The organism is Nocardia sp. NBC_00511 (genome assembly GCF_045161165.1).
Lineage (GTDB): Bacteria > Actinomycetota > Actinomycetes > Mycobacteriales > Mycobacteriaceae > Nocardia.
The window spans coordinates 8,418,574-8,435,996 of record NZ_CP107849.1; the positions used below are offsets into that span (position 1 = coordinate 8,418,574).

Annotated in this window: 16 protein-coding genes; 10 read left to right on the plus strand and 6 right to left on the minus strand. The window is 68.0% G+C overall.

Annotation, left to right across the window (positions count from 1 at the left end; translation table 11 throughout):
* Nucleotides 1-70 precede the first annotated feature (70 nt).
* The 4 genes from OG300_RS39005 (at nt 71) to OG300_RS39020 (ending at nt 3,717) form a co-directional block, all read left to right on the plus strand.
* Nucleotides 71-835 carry an IclR family transcriptional regulator gene (locus OG300_RS39005; RefSeq protein WP_405489925.1) on the plus strand — a complete coding sequence of 255 codons (765 nt, stop codon included), beginning with the start codon at nt 71-73 and terminating at the stop codon, nt 833-835.
* Between the two features lie 25 nt (nt 836-860).
* Nucleotides 861-2,375: a glycerol kinase GlpK gene (glpK, locus tag OG300_RS39010; protein WP_405489927.1), complete on the plus strand. Its 1,515-nt coding sequence runs from the start codon at nt 861-863 to the stop codon at nt 2,373-2,375.
* A gap of 10 nt (nt 2,376-2,385) precedes the next feature.
* Nucleotides 2,386-3,219, plus strand: a complete 834-nt coding sequence (locus OG300_RS39015; protein WP_405489929.1) for a DUF72 domain-containing protein — start codon at nt 2,386-2,388, stop codon at nt 3,217-3,219.
* 78 nt (nt 3,220-3,297) lie between these two features.
* Nucleotides 3,298-3,717, plus strand: a complete 420-nt coding sequence (locus OG300_RS39020) for a pyridoxamine 5'-phosphate oxidase family protein (protein WP_405489931.1) — start codon at nt 3,298-3,300, stop codon at nt 3,715-3,717.
* Here the strand turns inward: OG300_RS39020 and OG300_RS39025 are convergent.
* Nucleotides 3,702-3,851 (minus strand): hypothetical protein, encoded by a 150-nt coding sequence (locus OG300_RS39025; protein ID WP_405489933.1) that lies wholly within the window; start codon nt 3,849-3,851, stop codon nt 3,702-3,704. The two genes, OG300_RS39020 and OG300_RS39025, sit on opposite strands and share 16 nt — an antisense overlap.
* Before the next feature lie 229 nt (nt 3,852-4,080).
* Between OG300_RS39025 and OG300_RS39030 the strand changes: the two genes are divergently transcribed.
* The gene (locus OG300_RS39030) at nt 4,081-4,821 is read left to right on the plus strand and encodes an ArsR/SmtB family transcription factor (RefSeq protein ID WP_405489935.1); all 741 of its coding nucleotides are present in this window, start codon (nt 4,081-4,083) and stop codon (nt 4,819-4,821) included.
* 376 nt (nt 4,822-5,197) lie between these two features.
* Entirely contained in the window at nt 5,198-6,559 is a 1,362-nt protein-coding gene (locus OG300_RS39035) for an MFS transporter (protein ID WP_405489937.1), read from the plus strand.
* Between the two features lie 86 nt (nt 6,560-6,645).
* Here the strand turns inward: OG300_RS39035 and OG300_RS39040 are convergent, their stop codons facing one another.
* Nucleotides 6,646-7,641, minus strand: coding sequence for an acyl-ACP desaturase (locus OG300_RS39040; RefSeq protein WP_405489939.1), 996 nt, complete (start codon nt 7,639-7,641; stop codon nt 6,646-6,648).
* A gap of 333 nt (nt 7,642-7,974) precedes the next feature.
* Here OG300_RS39040 and OG300_RS39045 point away from each other — a divergent pair, with 333 nt between their 5' ends.
* Together OG300_RS39045 and fadD32 are read left to right on the plus strand one after the other, a co-directional pair.
* Nucleotides 7,975-9,219 (plus strand): KasA/KasB family beta-ketoacyl-ACP synthase, encoded by a 1,245-nt coding sequence (locus OG300_RS39045; RefSeq protein WP_405489941.1) that lies wholly within the window; start codon nt 7,975-7,977, stop codon nt 9,217-9,219.
* A gap of 122 nt (nt 9,220-9,341) precedes the next feature.
* A complete protein-coding gene (fadD32, locus tag OG300_RS39050) occupies nt 9,342-11,228 on the plus strand; it encodes a long-chain-fatty-acid--AMP ligase FadD32 (RefSeq protein WP_405489943.1) in 1,887 nt (628 codons plus the stop codon).
* Between the two features lie 57 nt (nt 11,229-11,285).
* Here the strand turns inward: fadD32 and OG300_RS39055 are convergent, their stop codons facing one another.
* Nucleotides 11,286-12,653, minus strand: a complete 1,368-nt coding sequence (locus OG300_RS39055; protein WP_405489945.1) for a diguanylate cyclase domain-containing protein — start codon at nt 12,651-12,653, stop codon at nt 11,286-11,288.
* Between the two features lie 127 nt (nt 12,654-12,780).
* Between OG300_RS39055 and OG300_RS39060 the strand changes: the two genes are divergently transcribed.
* The gene (locus tag OG300_RS39060; RefSeq protein WP_405489947.1) at nt 12,781-13,587 is read left to right on the plus strand and encodes an SAM-dependent methyltransferase; all 807 of its coding nucleotides are present in this window, start codon (nt 12,781-12,783) and stop codon (nt 13,585-13,587) included.
* A 4-nt stretch (nt 13,588-13,591) separates the two neighbouring features.
* On the opposite strand, the gene OG300_RS39065 is transcribed toward OG300_RS39060, so the two are convergent.
* A complete protein-coding gene (locus OG300_RS39065) occupies nt 13,592-14,200 on the minus strand; it encodes an NADPH-dependent F420 reductase (protein WP_405489949.1) in 609 nt (202 codons plus the stop codon).
* 99 nt (nt 14,201-14,299) lie between these two features.
* Complete coding sequence (locus OG300_RS39070; RefSeq protein WP_405489951.1) at nt 14,300-14,851, minus strand: NADPH-dependent FMN reductase; 552 nt, start codon at nt 14,849-14,851, stop codon at nt 14,300-14,302.
* A gap of 222 nt (nt 14,852-15,073) precedes the next feature.
* Here OG300_RS39070 and OG300_RS39075 point away from each other — a divergent pair, with 222 nt between their 5' ends.
* Nucleotides 15,074-16,204 (plus strand): lipase family protein, encoded by a 1,131-nt coding sequence (locus OG300_RS39075; protein ID WP_405489953.1) that lies wholly within the window; start codon nt 15,074-15,076, stop codon nt 16,202-16,204.
* Nucleotides 16,205-16,273: 69 nt separating this feature from the next.
* Here OG300_RS39075 and OG300_RS39080 read toward each other — a convergent pair whose 3' ends face one another.
* Entirely contained in the window at nt 16,274-17,419 is a 1,146-nt protein-coding gene (locus OG300_RS39080; protein ID WP_405489955.1) for a YeiH family protein, read from the minus strand.
* Nucleotides 17,420-17,423 lie beyond the last annotated feature (4 nt).

Genomic DNA, 17,423 nt, shown 5'->3' on the forward strand with positions numbered 1-17,423 from the left:
CGAAGTGATCAACAGATAGCACAGGGAAGACGTTCGACAATGCCGAACGATTTGCTGATAGGTTACTCCAATGCCGGGTCCGATCCAGTCCATCGAGCGCGCCGCGGCCATCCTGCGGCTACTGGCGCGCGGATCCGGGCGGATGGGGGTCGGCGAGATCGCGTCCGCGCTGGGTCTGGCCAAGCCGACCGCGCACGGCATCCTGCGCACCCTGCAAGGTGTGGGCTTCGTGGACCAGGACTCGGTGACCGGCAAGTACCTGCTGGCCCCGGCGCTACAGGAGCTCGGCTCCGGCCAGTTGGACGCCAACGAGCTGCGCTCGCGGGCCATCAACCGGGCCGACGCGCTGGCCGCGCGCAGCGGCGAGTCGGTGCGCATCGCCGCGCCGCTGAACGGTGTGGTGGTGGTGATCCATCACGTCTTCCGCCCCGACAACTCCGAGCAGGAGCTATCGGTGGGCGAGCAATTGCCCTCGCACGCAACGGCTCTGGGCAAGGTGTTGATCGCCTACGACAGTGAGCTGGCGGCCGGCGTGCGAGAGGGCGAGCTGCCCGCGCTCACCCACCGCACCGTCGTCGACCCGGTGGTGTTGCGGCAGCAGATATCTCAGGTCCGGCGATCGGGCTGGGCCGGGGATATCGGCGAGCACCACTCCGACGAGGCGAGCATCGCCGCGCCGATTCGCTCCCGAGGTGGTTTGGTGGTCGGGGCCATCGGCATCACCGGGCCGATCGACCAGCTCTGCGACGGGCAGCTGCGCTTCCGGGTCCCGCTGATCGCGCAGGTGCGCGAGGCGGCCGCGGCGGTGTCGCGGGATCTCGGTGGCGCGCAATGAGTTCCAGTGAGAGGAGCAGGCTCGAATGACCCAGCGGTTCGTGCTCGCCATCGACCAGGGCACCACCTCGACCCGATGCATCCTCTTCGACCAGCGCGCCCGACTGACCGGGGTGGCGCAGCGCGAGCACCGGCAGCACTATCCGAAGCCGGGCTGGATGGAGCAGGACGCGCTGGAGATCTGGCGCAATGTGGAGCGGATCGTGCCTGCCGCACTGCGGGATTCGGGCATCACGGCTGATCAGGTGGCAGCCATCGGCATTGCCAACCAGCGTGAGACCACCGTGGTGTGGGATCGCAGCACCGGGACGCCGATCGGGCGCGCCATCGTCTGGCAGGACGTGCGCACCGCCGATCTCGTCGAACAGCTGCGGGAATCGCCGGGTGCGCAACGGATTCGGGACCTGTGCGGCCTGCCGCTGGCCACCTACTTCGCCGCGCCCCGGCTGCGCTGGCTGCTGGACCACACCCCCGGCCTGCGCGAGCGCGCCGAACGCGGCGAGGTGCTGTTCGGGACCATGGAGACCTGGCTGATCTGGAACCTCACCGGCGGAGCCGATCACGGCGTGCACGTCACCGACGTCACCAATGCCGGGCGCACCCTGCTGATGAACCTGGCGACCCTGGCCTGGGACGACGAACTGCTGCGGTTCTTCGACATCCCGCGCGCCATGCTGCCCCGCATCGAGCCCTCGACCGGCGAATTCGGCACCGCGCGAAGGATATTGCCGGGAGTGCGGATCACCGCGGCGCTCGGCGATCAGCACGCGGCGCTGTTCGGTCAGACCTGCTTCGCGCCCGGCGAGACCGAATGCACCTACGGCACCGGCGGATTCCTGCTCATGAACACCGGCCGCGAGCTGGTGCGGTCCAAGCACGGGCTGCTCACCACCATCGGCTATCAGGTCGGGCCGGAACCGGTGTACGCCCTGGAGGGGCCGATCGCGGTGACCGGTTCACTGGTGCAGTGGCTGCGCGACAATATCGGCCTCATCTCCAGCGCACCGGAGATCGAAACCCTCGCGGGCACAGTCGAAGACAATGGCGGCTGCTATCTGGTGCCCGCCTTCTCCGGGCTCTACGCGCCGCACTGGCGCAGTGACGCGCGCGGGCTGCTGATCGGGCTGACGTCGTACATCACCAAGGGGCACATCGCCCGTGCGGTGCTGGAGGCGACGGCGTGGCAGACCCGTGACGTGGTGGAGGCCATGAACGCCGACTCCGGGCTGCGTGCCGAGGCGTTGCGGGTCGCGGGCGGTATGACCTCGGACAACCTGCTGATGCAGATCGTCGCCGATGTCCTCGACATTCCGGTGATGCGCCCGATCGTCGCCGAGACCGTCTCGCTCGGTGCGGCGTACGCGGCCGGGCTGGCGGTCGGCTACTGGCCGGATCTCGAGGGCCTGCGCAGCAATTGGCGAGTCGCCGCGCAGTGGGTGCCGCGCATGGACGCCCGGACGCGCGCGGACGAGTACGACAACTGGCGGCGGGCGGTGGAGCTTACCTTCGGTTGGCTGCGGCCCAAGAAGCCCTTGACCTAACGTGATGGGTATGCGGCTTTTCGTCGGATGCGCGATGTGGACACACCCGGACTGGCAGGACAAGCCGCTACCCCCGGCCGAACGCCTGCGCACCTACTCCTCCTGGTGCAACGCGGTGGAGGGCAACACCACCTTCTACGCGACCCCGCAGCGGCGCACCGTCCAATCCTGGTCCCGCCAAACCGATCCGGACTTCCGCTTCGTGATCAAGCTGCCCCGCACCGTCACCCACGATCGTCGCCTCACCGGCATCGACGACGAGATGGCGATGTTCCTGGACGCGGTCGAACCGCTGGGCCGCCGCCTGCACGCGCTGTGGGTGCAGCTGCCCGGCTCCTTCACCAATCTGTCCGCGCTGGCCGAACTGCTGGAGGGACTCTCCGGGCAGTACCGGTGCGCGGTGGAGGTGCGGCACCCGGCCTTCTTCGAAAACCCCAGGGCCACCGCACAACTCGAAGCCGTGCTGAACGCGGCGGGTGCGGAGTGGGTCACCTTCGACACCACGACGCTGTTCTCGGCGCCGCCGACCAGCGCCGCCGAATACGAGGCGGGCTCCAAGAAACCCCGCAATCCGCGCCGGGCGGTTGCGCTCACCCAGTACCCGATAGTCCGCTATCACGGTCGTGACGACGTGGCCACCACGGTCGCCGGGTGGCAGCCCTGGATCGACACCACGGTCGGCTGGCTGCGCGAAGGCCGTTCGCCCACCATCTTCATCCACACGCCGGACAACGCCTCCGCGCGCACGCTGGCCCGCCGTTTCCACGCCGAGGTCCGCGACCGGCTGCCCGAACTCGATCCGCTGCCCGATCCCGTTCCGACCGACCCGATGACCCTGTTCTGACCGGGGCGGGAAATATGTCCGCGCCGCGGGAGGTTGACCGAGTGTCTGTTGCGACACACGACCGAAGGGGATCGATCGATGGCGAAGATGACGAAGGACGAGCGTGAGAAGTTCCTGGCCGACCTGCACGTGGGGGTGATCGCCATCGAGCGCCCGGACCGGGCGCCGCTGTCGGTGCCGATCTGGTACTCCTACGAGCCCGGTGGTGAGGTCCTGATCTGGACCGAGTCCGGCTCGCAGAAGGAGAAACTGATCCGCGCCGCCGGTCGCTTCTCGCTCACGGCCCAGGTGGAACAGCCGCCGTACCAATATGTTTCGGTCGACGGCGCGGTCACCGCGATCGAGCCCGCCACGCCGGAGACGGTCGGGCACATCGCGGTGCGCTATCTGGGCGAGGAGGCGGGCAACGCCTTCAGCGACCAGAACCTCACGCCCGGTTCGCTGCTCATCCGCATGCGACCGGAGCGCTGGCTGAGTACGGACTACTCGAAGGAGTAGGACTCGGACCGGCTGTAGGCGGCCCGCTTCTCGTAGGACCGGTAGTCGAGATCAGAGCCACCCGAGAGCTGCGCGGACACGCGCAGCACGGCCCAGAGGCCGAGCGGCAGAGCCAGAACGCCTGGTGTCAGCATGATTTTCGTCCTTCGCGCCGTTGCGGAGACAGTTAGTGTGACGCATTGTCACGGTCAATAACCGAATTTAGTCCTCGACGGCCCGGTTCGAACAGCTGATGTGACGGAATCCGGTGTGGCCCAGCGGGAGTGGCGCTCGCCATAGTCAGAGCAACCGGCAATGTCCGCAGCCGCGGCCACCGGCGATGCTTCGGCGCGGGCCGAAGCATCGCCGGAGGACACTGGGAGGGTGGAACCGAACCGAGACGGTGACGTGGACATTTCCGGGACCGCGAAGTTGCTGGCAGACCCCGGACGCGCCCGCATGCTGACCGTGCTGGCCGACGGCCGCGCGCAACCCGCCGGAGAACTGGCCCGCGCCGCCGGAGTCTCGGCCGCCACCGCCAGCGAGCACCTGGGCAAGATGGTCGACCAGGGCTGGCTGGAGGTCGAGCGCCAGGGCCGACACCGCTATTTCCGTATCGCCGTCCCCGAGGTGGTGCAGGCCCTGGAACTACTGGCCGTGATCTCGCCGGTGACACCGGTCCGCTCCCTGCGCGGGTCCCGCGCGCAACGCGATCTGAAGGTCGCCCGCAGCTGCTACGACCACCTGGCCGGAGCGGTCGGCGTCGCCCTCTTCGACGGCCTGCGCGACGCCGAGCTGCTGAACATGACCGGCGGCGAGTGGACCGCCACCGAGCGACCGCACCCCGTGCTGAGCGCCCTGGCCATCGCACCGGCCGATCTGCACGGCTTCGGCCGCCGCCCACCGGTCAAGGCCTGCCTGGACTGGTCCGAACGCCGCTACCACCTGGCAGGCGGTTTCGGCGCACTTCTGCTCACCCGCATGTTCGACCACCACTGGTGCGAACACGGAAAGACCTCCCGCGCAGTCGCATTCACCACCAAGGGCTGGCGCAACCTGGAAGCACACCTCGACATCGATTCGTCCGCGATCCTCGGCTCCGTCGCGGATTCCAAGTCCGCATAGTCCGCCCGCCGCGGTGCGCGGTGTGGGTCGTGGGCAGGGTGAATCCGTTGTACACGGTGCCGACTCACGCGAAGTGTCACGGCCGTACACCGTCCGTCGCTTCCCGGCCTCCGTGCACTGCGCCAGATGTGACCCGCGTCGTGGTCCGGCCGCCATTGCTCGCATCCTGCTACCGCTCGCGCCTCCTCTTGCGATGCCGCGCTGAAGCATCGATCGCGACAGGGTGCGGCCACGCTCGCTACGCCATGCGGCCGGGGGGCCGGGGGCCGGATTCGGCTCACTCATCGCCGAGGTGCTTTCGGACAATGAGGCGCGGGTGTGGGCCGGCGGGGATGGTTCGGCTCGGGCCGAAACGATTCGGGGCGAGGGTGGGTGCATGACTCGCACACTGGAAGCTTCTCCGGCACGGACGACAGCGCCGTGGGTCGCGCTGGTCGCGATCTCGGCGGGATATTTCCTCGTCATTCTGGATGCCACCATCGTGGCTATCGCGTTGAACCGCATGGCGATCGGGCTGCACACGACGGTGACCGGGCTGGAGTGGGTGGTCGACGGGTACACCGTCACGGTGGCGGCGCTGCTGGTGCTCGGCGGTGGACTGGCCGATCGGTTCGGGCCGCAGCGATCCTTCCAGGCCGGGCTGGCCTGTTTCGCCGTCGCCTCGCTGGCGTGCGCTGGTGCGCCCGGGGTGGGTCTACTGGTCGCGGCGCGGGTGGTGCAGGGATGTGGTGCGGCGCTGCTGATTCCCGCCTCGCTGGCGTTGATCCGGTTCACGTATCCGGAGCCCGCGGCCAGGGCTCGCGCCACCGGACTGTGGGGTGCGATCGGCTCGGTCGCGGCGAGTTCCGGTCCGGTGCTGGGCGGTGTGCTGTCCGAATATGTCGGCTGGCCCGCAATTTTCGCGATCAATATCCCGGTCTGCGCGGTGGCCGCCGTGCTGATTCAGCGGGCCGTGCCCTCGGTTCCCGGTGCGCCCCGGCGGATTCCGGCGCTCGGGCACGTGTCGGTGGTGTGCGCGATGGCCGGGGTGACCGCGTTGGCCATCCTCGCAGGATCCAGGCCGCTGCGGGCACTGCCGCTCGCCGTCGCCGCGGTGGCCGCCGTCGCGGGAGTGATCGCCGCAGTGGTGGCGGCGCGTTCCGGAAAGTCACTGTTGCCCAGTGGACTCCGGCGTGATCGGCACTTCACCGGCGGTGCGCTGATCGGTCTGGCGCAGAACTTCGGCTTCTACGGGCAGCTCTTCGCGATCAGCCTGTTCCTGCAGCGCGGACTCGGGTTCTCGCCCACCGCAGCGGGTCTGGCGCTGTTGCCAGAGGCCGCCATCGGCATCCTGGCTTCTGCCCTGGGCGGTCGCCACGCGGCGCTGCGCGGCCCGCGGGCGGTTATCGTCACGGGCCTGCTGACGGGTGCGGCCGGACTGTTCGGCCTGGCTCTGCTGACACCGCACACGCCCTACGCCCTGATGGTGGTTCCCTTGCTGCTCACCGGTTTCGGCATGGCCTACACCATGCCCGCGGCCACCTACGTCACCGTCTCCGCGGCGGATCCCGAGAACGCGGGGCTGGCGGCGGCGGGGTTCAATGCCGCGCGCCAGTTCGGTTCGGCGCTCGGTGTCGCGGTGCTGGGCGCGCTGATCGCGCTCACCTCCGGCTCCCTGCTGTTCGCGTTGACCACCGCCGCGCTCGCCTACCTGGCGGCGGCCGCGCTGGCCCGGCACACGGTGTCGCCCGGGGTCTGACGCACCGTGTCGCCCGGGGCCCCGACGCATGACGCCCGGCCGGGGAATTCGAATCCCCCTCGGCCGGGCGTCATTTCGGTGATCCGTCAGCCGACCGGGACAGCCCGCTGTGCGCGTTCGGCGTCGCGGGCCAGGGCCTTGTCGCGCTGTTCCTCGAAGCGCAGCACGTCGGTGCCGAGCTTCTCGATGAATTCCCCGAGCAGCTGCCGCAGTTCCTCGCCGCGCGGCCCGAAATCGGTGCGCTCGAAGATGTTCCACTTCTTGAGGTTGGGCAGCAGCACCTCTTCCAGGTGCTGGCGCAGATCGTAGATGCCGTGCTTGGCCATCAGCACGCCGTTGCGCCGGAAGTTGGGCATGCCCAGTCCGGGCATCTGGAATCCCATCACGATATTGGTGATGGCCTCCATGGCCTGATCGGGTGAGAGGTCCAGGGCCGCACCGCACATATTCCGATAGAAGATCATGTGCAGGTTCTCGTCGGCGGCGATGCGTTGCAGCATGCGATCGGCGATCGGGTCTTCGCAAACTTTGCCGGTATTGCGATGCGAAACGCGGGTCGCCAATTCCTGGAATGTCACATAAGCGACGGAATACATGAATCCGGCATCTGCCGCAACGAAATCCACCCCGGCATGCTTCTTGATCAGGTGGGCCGCGTTGTAGCCGTTGGTCATATGCGTCATCCGGGCCTGCTCGAGTGCCACCGGATCGACGCCGCGGGTGACCACCAGATAGTCGCGCAGCACGATGCCGTGGCGGTTCTCCTCGGCCGTCCAGCGGCCCACCCAGGTACCCCAGGCGCCGTCCTGCGAGAAGTTCTCGGCGATTTCCCGGTGGTAGCTGGGAAGATTGTCCTCGGTGAGAAGGTTGGTGATCATGGCAGCCTTGGCGACCTCGCTGAGAGCCGACTGTTCGGGATCCCAGTCGATTCCGTCCATTGCTGCGAAGTTGCGGCCCCTGTCCCACGGCACATAGTCGTGGGGATGCCACTCCTTGGCCATCGATAGATGGCGGTGCACATTCTCCTCGGCAATCGGCTCCAGCTCGATGAGCAGCTCCAACTGCGTGAGACTCCTGGCCACGATCGTGTGCCCTCCCTCGAAATGGCTCGGCGCTGGGGGAATAGTGGTGGATATCAAGCCCTGGCGACCGAATGGCCGACAGTGTGGAATGCTGAGGATCTGGCGATTGCCGCCGTGGCGATCCGAACCCGGAGACCGATCGGGGATGCCCGCGTGTCGCTCGAGGAGACTGGTCGGCTTCGCCACGGATAATCTAGCCCAGTTCGCCCAATATTGGCTTCATACCCCGCCGACGCGTTGATGGCCGGGCCCGCTTGCTCGTTGCACACCAGTCCTTGACAGCCCATGCGGATCGAAACCTGGTTCGCCGGAGCATTGCTACGGAGAGTGAACATGCAGACGCCCAATCGCCGAAAATTCCCCAACGTGGTGGTCACCGCCCTTGCCGCGACCACGTCCATTGCCGGTGACGTCGACTCCACCTGGAAGGGACTACTCAACGGCGAAAGCGGAATCGACGTCCTCGAGGACAGCTTCCTCGACGACTTCGGACTCCCGGTTCGCATCGGCGGCCATCTCAAGGTGTCGCCCACCGGTCAGCTCACCAAGCTCGAGACCCGGCGCTGGTCCTACGTGGAGCAGATGGCGGTGGTGCTCGGTCGTGAGGTGTGGAGCAACGCGGGCAATCCCGAGGTCGACAAGGACCGCCTCGGCGTCTGCATCGGCACCGGGCTCGGCGGCGCGGAGGTGCTGATGTCCGCGCGCGACAAGCTCATCAACGGCGGCTACCGCAAGGTGCCGCCGATGACGGTGCAGGCCATCATGCCCAATGGCGCGGCCGCCTGCGTGAGTGTCGAGCTGGGCGCGAGGGCCGGTGTGTCGACACCGGTTTCGGCCTGTTCCTCGGGCGCGGAGGCGATCGCCAACGCGTGGCGCATGGTCGTGATGGGCGATGCCGACATGGTGGTCACCGGTGGTGTCGAGGGTTCCATCCAGGCGCTGCCGATCGCGGGCTTCTCCATGATGCGCGCCATGAGCACCCGCAACCATGACCCCAAGGGCGCGTCGCGGCCTTTCGACATGGACCGGGACGGTTTCGTTTTCGGTGAGGCCGGCGCGCTGATGGTGATCGAGACCGAGGAGCACGCCAAGGCGCGCGGCGCCCGCATCCACGCCCGCATCCTGGGCGCGGGCGTCACCTCCGACGGCTTCCACCTGGTCGCCCCGGATCCGGAGGGCACCGGTGCGGCGCGCGCGATGACCCGCGCCATGGAGCACGCGGGCATCTCGAAATCCGATGTCACGCATATCAATGCGCACGCCACCGCCACCCCGATCGGTGACACGGCGGAGGCGAACGCCATCAAGCAAGCCGTCGGCAACCATGCCGCGGTGTACGCGCCGAAGTCCGCGCTGGGGCATTCCATCGGTGCTGTCGGTGCGCTGGAGTCGGTGCTGACCGTCCTCGCCGTGCGTGACGGAATCATCCCGCCCACACTGAATTTGGAGAACCAGGACCCCGAGATCGACCTGGACGTGGTCAAAGGCCAGGCGCGCACGGGCACCTTCGACTACGCGCTCAACGACTCGTTCGGCTTCGGCGGCCACAACGTGGCGATCGCCTTCGGCCGGTATTGAGTGACGCGGGAATCCGGCACCTGTTAGAGTTCCCCAGCCCCAGCTACATCCGGGCTTTCGGTGTCGATTTCTGTTCGGTGTCACTGCACAGTTCATAGCTGTGAGTTGAAAAAGGATAGGGAATGATCGGCGAGACCTTCGATGACTATCTGGACGAGCACGGCAACATCAGGATCCCGGACGGCCAGACCATGGTGGACCTGGTCGACAAGCACGCCGCGGCCAACGGGGACGAGCTCGCCTACCGCTATATCGACTATTCGCGTGAACGCGACGGCGAGTACCACGACATCACGTGGAATCGCTTCGGCGTCCGGCTGCGCGCCGTAGCCGCCCGCCTGCAGCAGGTCACGCAGCCGGGGGACCGGGTCGCGATCCTCGCGCCGCAGGGGCTGGACTACATCGTCGCCATGTACGCGGCGGTGTACGCGGGCAATATCGCCGTGCCGCTGTTCGATCCGGACGAGCAGGGCCACTCCGACCGGCTGCACGCGGTGCTCGACGACTGCGGCCCGGCGGCCATCCTGACCGTCGGTTCGGCGGCGGCCGGGGTGCGCGAGCTGTTCAAGGAGCTGCCCGCGCCGCAGCGGCCGCGCATCATCGCGGTCGAGGCGATTCCGGACAGTGTGGGCGCCAGCTGGATTCGCCCCAAACTGGAGATGGACGACGTCGCGTATCTGCAGTACACGTCCGGGTCCACCCGCACCCCCGCGGGCGTGGAGATCACGCACCGGGCGGTCGGTACCAACCTGCTGCAGATGATCGACGCCATCGGCATCACCGAGAAGGCGCGCGGCGTCACCTGGCTGCCGCTGTTCCACGACATGGGGCTGCTGACGGTGATCCTGCCGACCATCGGCGGCAAGTACATCACCATCATGTCGCCGAGCGCCTTCGTGCGCCGCCCCTACCGCTGGATCAAGGAACTGGCGGCGCAGGAGGACGGGGCCGAGATCTTCGCGGCCGCACCGAATTTCGCCTTCGAGCACGCGGCGGCGCGCGGCCTGCCCAAGGCGGGCGAGGAATTGGACCTCTCGAACGTCATCGGGCTGATCAACGGCTCCGAGCCGGTGTCGGTGACCTCGATGCGGAAGTTCAACGACGCGTTCGCGCCCTACGGCCTGCCCAAGACGGCCATCAAGCCCTGCTACGGCATGGCCGAGGCCACCCTGTTCGTCTCCGCCACCAAGCGCGAGGACGAGGCCCGCACGGTGTGGGTGGATCGCGATCGGCTCAATGCCGGGCGCATGGTCGAGGTGGACCAGCACGCGGAAGGCGCTGTCTCCCAGGTCTCCTGCGGTTATGTGGCGCTCTCGCAGTGGGCGGCGATCGTGGACCCGGAGACCGGCACCGAGAAGCCGGACGGCGAGGTCGGCGAGATCTGGTTGCACGGCGCGAACATCGGCCGCGGCTACTGGGGACGCCAGGAGGAGAGCGCGGCGACCTTCCACAACCGGCTGCGGGTCCGTCAGGACGGCAGCCACGCCGAAGGCACTGCGCCAGAGGCGAACTGGATGCGCACCGGCGATTTCGGGTCCTACTACGAGGGTGAGCTGTTCATCACCGGCCGGGTCAAGGATCTGGTGATCGTGGACGGCCGCAACCACTATCCGCAGGATCTGGAGTACTCCGCCCAGGAGTCCAGCACCGCCCTGCGGCCCGGTTTCGTCGCCGCCTTCTCGGTGTCGGCCAACATGCTGCCCAGCGACACCGTCGTCGTCAACGGGTCCGCGGCCGATCCCGGTGATGCCGCCGAGCAACTGGTGATAGTGGCCGAACGCGGTACCGGCGCAGCGAAACTCGACCCGGAGCCGATCACCGAAACGGTGCGGGCCGCGATCGCCAAGCGGCACGGCGTCACCGTCCGCGATCTGCTGCTGGTCCCGGCCGGTTCCATTCCGCGCACCTCGAGCGGCAAGATCGCCCGCCGTGCCTGCAAGGCCGCCTACCTCGAGGGCACTCTGCGCGGCGGTCACCGCCAGCAGGCCTTCCCGGACGTGGCCGACTGAGCGGTAGGTGATGTCGTTTCGATCCGAGCGGTACCCGGTGGTGGTGAGATCAGTCGCTCACCATGACCCGGTGCCGCTCGGCGGCGTTCCGAACCCCTTGCGCGGCAGCGGCATCGAGCCGTCGCCGGGTAGTGGCATCCGGGTCGAGGCCTTGGCCCAGTACATGGAGTAGTCCGCCGACTGTAGTAGGTCGTCGGGCGTGGTACGCGCGACCTGTGATTCGGCCAGGCCTACGCTCGCGGTGACCGTGACCCGCCGCCCGCGCACCTGGAACGGGTGGGTGAAGGTGTGGCGGATGATCTTGGCGAGGACTTCCATATCGGTGGTGGCGTCCGGGACCAGCAGCACGAATTCGTCGCCGCCCATCCGCGCCACCAATTGTCCGGGGGCGGTGGCGCATCCGGTGAGGCGTCCGGCGGCCTCGATGAGAATCTCGTCGCCGACCGCGTGCCCGAAGGTGTCGTTCACGGTCTTGAATCCGTCGAGATCCACGTAGCAGAGCCCGATTCGGGCGTCGGGGTCGGCGAAGGCGGCGGTCAGCGCGTCGAAGAAACGCGACCGGTTGGCCAGTCCGGTGAGCTGGTCGTGGTGGGCGCGGTAGTGCAGCCGCTCGCGCAGGGCGCGCTGTTCGGAGATGTCCTCGACCAGGATCAGCGTGTAGCGCGGCAGTCCCGCGTCGTCGCGGATGAGCGAGACGTTGATCTTCGTCCACACGGTGCGCCCGTCCCGGTGCGGATACGCCTTCTCCAGTTGGACATTGTCCAGATCCCCGCGCAGCACCGCCGAATACAGCGGCCACATCCCCGGATCGTCGTCGGGGTGACCGAGATCGGTGACGTCCAGCCGGCACATCTCGGCGGGCGTGTATCCGAGCATGGTGGCGAACGCCGCGTTCACCTCAACGATCCGACCGGTCATGTCGGAAAGCCCGGTACCGATTCCGGCCTGCGCGAACACCGCCCGAAAACGCGCTTCGCTGTCGCGTAATTGACCTTGAACCCGTTGCCGGGCAGCGATATCCGCGGCGCGCACGCTCTCCTGCTCGGCCAGCAGCCAGGTGCGGAAGGCGCGCAGGTATCCGGTGGTGAAGGCGCTCAGCAGCGTCGCCGCTCGGTCGGCCGAAATGTGTTGCTCGCCTGCGAGATAGGTGTCGAGGACCGCGACACTGCGTCCCAGTACCTCCTCGCCGACGAAGTGCGCGCGAGCCAGTGCCGCGCCGATCTGGGCGACGTCGTCGGCGGCCCGGCCGTCGCGGGCGGCGGTATCGAATTCGCAGGCCAGCTGGTCGAGCAGGGTGCGCGCCTCGGTGCGACTCATGGGCACCACGTGGTCGCGGGTCCCGCCCTCGAGGGCGGAGATCCACTGCTGTGCGAGTGCGGCGTGCGGGCCGTCCCGATCCGGCCCACCCCCGGGAACCGACGCCATGAAGATCGATGGTAGCCGGATCGGAACTATCCCGCGAACGACGCCTCGAATTGTGAACTGGGATACCATTGCGGCGCTTGAGAATTCGAAGTAACGGTATGTGTGGTTCGAGAGGATTGACAGATCCATGACCAGACCGAATTGGGCTCCCGAGGGTATAGATCTGGATCGCCCCAGTGCCTCGCGCGTGTACGACTTCTTCGTCGGCGGCATGCACAATTTCGAGATCGATCGCGAATTGGCCCGCATGATCGAGCAGTTCACGCCGAATGTCGCCGAGACCATGCGCGCCAACCGTGATCTGCTGCGCCGCTGCGTGCGCCTGCTGGTCGACAAGGGCATCGACCAGTTCCTGGATCTGGGCTCGGGCATCCCGACCGTCGGCAATGTGCACGAGGTGGCGCAGGCCCGCAATCCCGAGGCCAAGGTCGTCTACGTCGATATCGACCCGGTGGCGGTGGCGCACAGCCAGGCCATCCTGGACGGCAACGAGAACACCGCGATCGTGCACGCCGACGTCGCCGACCCGGATTCGATCCTGGCCGACCCGGACGTCAAACGGCTCATCGACTTCGACCGCCCGGTGGCCGTATTGCTGCTCGGTGTCCTGCATTTCGTGTCCGACGAGGCCGATCCGGCCGCCGCGGTGGCCAAATTGCTCGAGGTCTGCCCGCTCGGCAGCTACGTCGCGATCACGCACGCGACCGCCGACGGCCAGCCCGCCGAAGTGCTGGAGGCGCAGCGTCTTTCGGGCCGCACCTCCACCGAGATCGTGCTGCGCGACCGTGACGTCATCGCGTCGTACTTCCACGATTGGACCATGGTCGATCCCGGCCTGGTGCTGCTGCCGCTGTGGCGTCCGGACAACCCGGGCGACGTCGGCGAGCACCCGGAGCGCTCGGGCGCGTACGGCGGCCTGGCCCGCAAGGACTAGCTGTTCAGGGGGCGATGAGCGGATTGCTCAGCGCTCGCAGTGCGCCACCGGGTTCGAGCACCACACTGTCGGTCAGGTTGCCGACGATGATGGGCATGAACCCGGTGGGCTTGATCAGTTCGGCGACCCGGCACAGCGCCGCGGGATGATCACCGGCGATCGGGGCGACGATGCGGCCCTGCGAGGTCAGCGGCCCCGACCGGAACATCGGTGTGGTGAACCCGTTGAACGCCTTGACCAGCTGTGCGCGGCCCACCAGATCGGCGACGATGGCGCTGTGCGGCCGCCCGTCGGTCGGCACCGCGCTCACGCTGCCGTCCTCGGCGCGGGTGTACGGGTTGGCCGGATCGATCCAGATCTTGCCCTCGAGATCGGGCAGCTGCGCGGCCAGAGCCGCGAGGTCCAGCCACTGCACCGCCCCGACCAGCAGTGCGGACGAGTCGAACACATCGTCGAGGCTTTCGGCCCGGGTGTGCCGTAACCCCTGCTCGGCCAGCGTCTTCGACAGCTGCACCGGCCGTCGGCCCGCGATGTGCACGGTGTGCCCGGCGCGGTCGAACAATGCCGCCAGGCTCAGCCCGAAGTGCCCGGCTCCGAAGATTCCCACGTCCATGGCCCGCACACTCCTGTGCCCGGAGAACTGGTGTCGGACTCCAGTAAACACAGCACAACAGTCCAACCGGTCCGTTTAGCCCATTGTGTAATCAATCAATTATCGAGCCGCGTCCCGGGATCGCACGGCGTAGTCGGCCAGCGTCCGGGCCGCGTCGTGCAGGCCGCCGCGGACCTCCGCGTCGGTGACCGTACCGTCGGGTCCGATGCTGTTCTGTAGGACGGTGATTCGCCCGCAGGCCGCCTCGGCCAGGTCCGCCCCGACATAGCCGAGCACCGTCCGCAGCGTGGTCACCGCCGCGTCACCGCGACCCTCGTAGGCCACGTTCACATAGGCCACCGGCTTGTCGTGCAGGTCGGCCGCGCCGACGGTCCACTCCAGCAGGTTCTTGAGGCTGCCCGGGATCATGCCCGCGTATTCGGGGGTGCAGAACAGCACGGCGTCGGCCGCGGCGATCTGCCGGTGCAGCGACTGGACCACCGGTGGATCGGCGTCCTCGCCGGGAACGAACTGGGGGAGCGCCACCAGTTCCGCGTACCGGTCCGTCTCGAACTCACCGCCCGCGTCGGCCGCGATGGTGCGCAGCGCGGCGGTATTGGTCGAGGAGTCGCGGGTGCTGCCCGAGATCAGCAGGATGCGGGGAATGGTCACACGTTCGGCAACGTGGCGGTGGGCGGGAGTATTTCGCCCCCTGACGCCTGTTGTCCCCTATGAGACGTCCCAGCGAGTGGGAGGCATCGAGGCAAGAGGTGTCGCAACTGCCCGTTTTGGGTATCGTAACTAGAAGCCGTACTGTCCGGGACAGTTGGGATTTCTTGGATTCGCCTGTGCGGCAACTGCATAACGCGTGTGTGCGAGAAGGGGAGGTCAACGATGACCCCGAACACCGACCGCTTCGACGAGGTGACTGCCGACCCCGGCCGTCTGCTGTCCGCGGAACCCATGACCGCGCGCATGCTGCCCGGCCTGCGCCTGCCCGCCAAAGCCTGGCGGATTCGCTACACCTCGACCACCGCTTCGGGCGCTGCGACCGAGGTCAGCGGTACCGTACTGGTCCCGCACGCTCCCTGGCGCGGACCCGGCGCGCGCCCGCTGGTCGGCTACGCGGTCGGCACCCAGGGCATGGCCGGAACCGTGGCGGCCGCCTCCTGGCAGTTGCGCCTGGGCATCGAATACGAGTCGGTGTTCCTGGCCGCCGCGCTGCGTCGCGGCTGGGCCCTGGCCATCAGCGATTACCCCGGACTCGGCACGCCGGGTCTGCACCCCTACGTGATGGGCCGCGCGCTCGGACCCGCGGTGCTCGACAGCATGCGGGCCGCGCGGCGACTGCCCGAGGCCGAGCTGGATCCGGATGGCCCGCTGGGCATCTACGGCTACTCCGAGGGCGGCAACGCCGCGGGCTGGGCCCTGCAATTGCAGCCCTCCTACGCCCCCGACCTGCCCATCTCGGCCGGTGTGGTGGGCTCGGCCCCCGCCGACATGACCGATATGGTGCGGTTCCTCGACGGCACGCCGTACGCGTTCCTGCTGTTCTACGGGGTGCTCGGCATCGACGGCGCGTACCCGGAACTCGATGTGCTGCAATACCTCAAGCCGCAGGGCCGGGCGCTGGCCGCGCTGTTCCGCCGCACCCACGCGGGTGTGGCCGCGGTGCTGGGCATCGGGGCCGGGCTGATCGTGCCCACCAAGGTCTCGACCTACTGCCACACCCCGCCCTTCGAGGTGCCCGCCGTGAAGGCGCGGCTGCTGGAGAACCGGCTGGGCGGCATCGCGCCCGCCGCTCCGGTGCTGGTCGCCGGTGGCACCAGCGAGCAGGTGATTCCGTATCCGCAGGCCGTGCGGCTGGCGGAGGAGTGGAAGGCGCTCGGCGTCGACGTCACCATGCTGACCATGCAGGGCCGCGAACACATCGGCGGCGCACTGGCTTTCGCCGGTCCGGCCATGCGCTTCCTGGCCGAGCGGATGATCGAGGCGGACGCGCGGGTGCTGGCGCGCGGGGCCTGAGTTTCGAACAGCAAGGCACGGGCCGGGATTCGCGAGGAATCCCGGCCCGTGCCTTTGCTGTCGGTCCGGTCAGCTCACGACGCCCCAGTGCAGGACACGGGAGGTGAACAGCACCAGGCCCAGCGAGACGATCGCGACCGTCACCAGGCCCACGATCGCGACCACCAGTGGCCGCCAGCCGCTGCGGGCCAGCTCACGAATATTGGTGTTGAGGCCGACACCGGCGAAGGTCAGCAGGAACGCCCAGCGCGATACCGCGGCCAGGTTCGCGACCTGCTGCTTGCTCAGCCAGTGGACGGTGGCCAGCGCCGACACCACCAGGAAGCCGATCACGAACTTCGGGAACTTCGACCACACGAAGGCGGCCTTGGCCTTCAGGCCGGGCGCGATCGCGTCGGCCTCGCCGCGCGACGCCCAGTAGGCCGCGAAGCCCAGCACCACGAAACCGATCAGCGCGTTGCGGGTGGACTTGACCAGCACCGCGATCTTGCCCGCCTCATCGGAGAACAGGTAACCGGTGGCGGTGGTCTCGGCGGTGTTGTCCACAGCCAGACCGGCCCACAGTCCGAACTCGTGATCGCTCAGGCCGATGGCGTGGCCCAGTGGCGGCAGCGCGAACAGCGCCACCGCGCCCAGGGCGAGAATGGCCGCGATGGCGTAGCCGACATCGGAGTTGCGGGCCCGGATGCCGCCTTTGGCCGCGATGATCGCCGAGACGCCACAGATGGCGGTGCCGATCGCTAGCAGCGAGCCGAGCTTGCCGGACAGGCCGAGCCAGCGCGCCACCGTCAGGATGATCACGCCGGACACGGTCATATCGACCAGGATCTGAATGAAGCTGGTGCCACCGAGTTTCGCGATATCGCCGAGGATGAAGCGGGACCCCAGGGCGATGATGCCGACCTTCAGCCAGAACTCGTAGGTGCCGACGCCGGGCTTGAAGATCGGGTGCAGGCCAACGGTATTGGTGATCAGCAGGCCGATCAGGATGGCCCACAGCACGTATTCGATGTCGGGGACGGTCCAGTGCTCGTGCTTGGCGATCTTCAGCCACCAGATCTCGGTGTACTTGCCGAGCAGGCCGACGGCGATCAGCAGCAGGATGCCGGGGAGGTAGGAGAGCAGTTTCGCGACGGTCAGCGGTCCACTGGGCTGGTCGAATTCGCTGTCGTCGCTGTCGATTTCGGGGGCGGTGTCGGTTGTCGTGTCGCTCATCGGG

What these genes read in the sequence shown, in the direction of transcription:
- OG300_RS39020 (WP_405489931.1), top strand. Translation starts at nt 3,298, where the DNA reads ATGGCGAAGATGACGAAGGACGAGCGTGAGAAGTTCCTGGCCGACCTG.
- glpK (WP_405489927.1), top strand. Translation starts at nt 861, where the DNA reads ATGACCCAGCGGTTCGTGCTCGCCATCGACCAGGGCACCACCTCGACC.
- OG300_RS39045 (WP_405489941.1), top strand. Translation starts at nt 7,975, where the DNA reads ATGCAGACGCCCAATCGCCGAAAATTCCCCAACGTGGTGGTCACCGCC.
- OG300_RS39035 (WP_405489937.1), top strand. Translation starts at nt 5,198, where the DNA reads ATGACTCGCACACTGGAAGCTTCTCCGGCACGGACGACAGCGCCGTGG.
- OG300_RS39080 (WP_405489955.1), bottom strand. Translation starts at nt 17,419, where the DNA reads ATGAGCGACACGACAACCGACACCGCCCCCGAAATCGACAGCGACGAC.
- OG300_RS39015 (WP_405489929.1), top strand. Translation starts at nt 2,386, where the DNA reads ATGCGGCTTTTCGTCGGATGCGCGATGTGGACACACCCGGACTGGCAG.
- OG300_RS39075 (WP_405489953.1), top strand. Translation starts at nt 15,074, where the DNA reads ATGACCCCGAACACCGACCGCTTCGACGAGGTGACTGCCGACCCCGGC.
- fadD32 (WP_405489943.1), top strand. Translation starts at nt 9,342, where the DNA reads ATGATCGGCGAGACCTTCGATGACTATCTGGACGAGCACGGCAACATC.
- OG300_RS39025 (WP_405489933.1), bottom strand. Translation starts at nt 3,851, where the DNA reads ATGCTGACACCAGGCGTTCTGGCTCTGCCGCTCGGCCTCTGGGCCGTG.
- OG300_RS39055 (WP_405489945.1), bottom strand. Translation starts at nt 12,653, where the DNA reads ATGGCGTCGGTTCCCGGGGGTGGGCCGGATCGGGACGGCCCGCACGCC.
- OG300_RS39005 (WP_405489925.1), top strand. Translation starts at nt 71, where the DNA reads ATGCCGGGTCCGATCCAGTCCATCGAGCGCGCCGCGGCCATCCTGCGG.
- OG300_RS39065 (WP_405489949.1), bottom strand. Translation starts at nt 14,200, where the DNA reads ATGGACGTGGGAATCTTCGGAGCCGGGCACTTCGGGCTGAGCCTGGCG.
- OG300_RS39060 (WP_405489947.1), top strand. Translation starts at nt 12,781, where the DNA reads ATGACCAGACCGAATTGGGCTCCCGAGGGTATAGATCTGGATCGCCCC.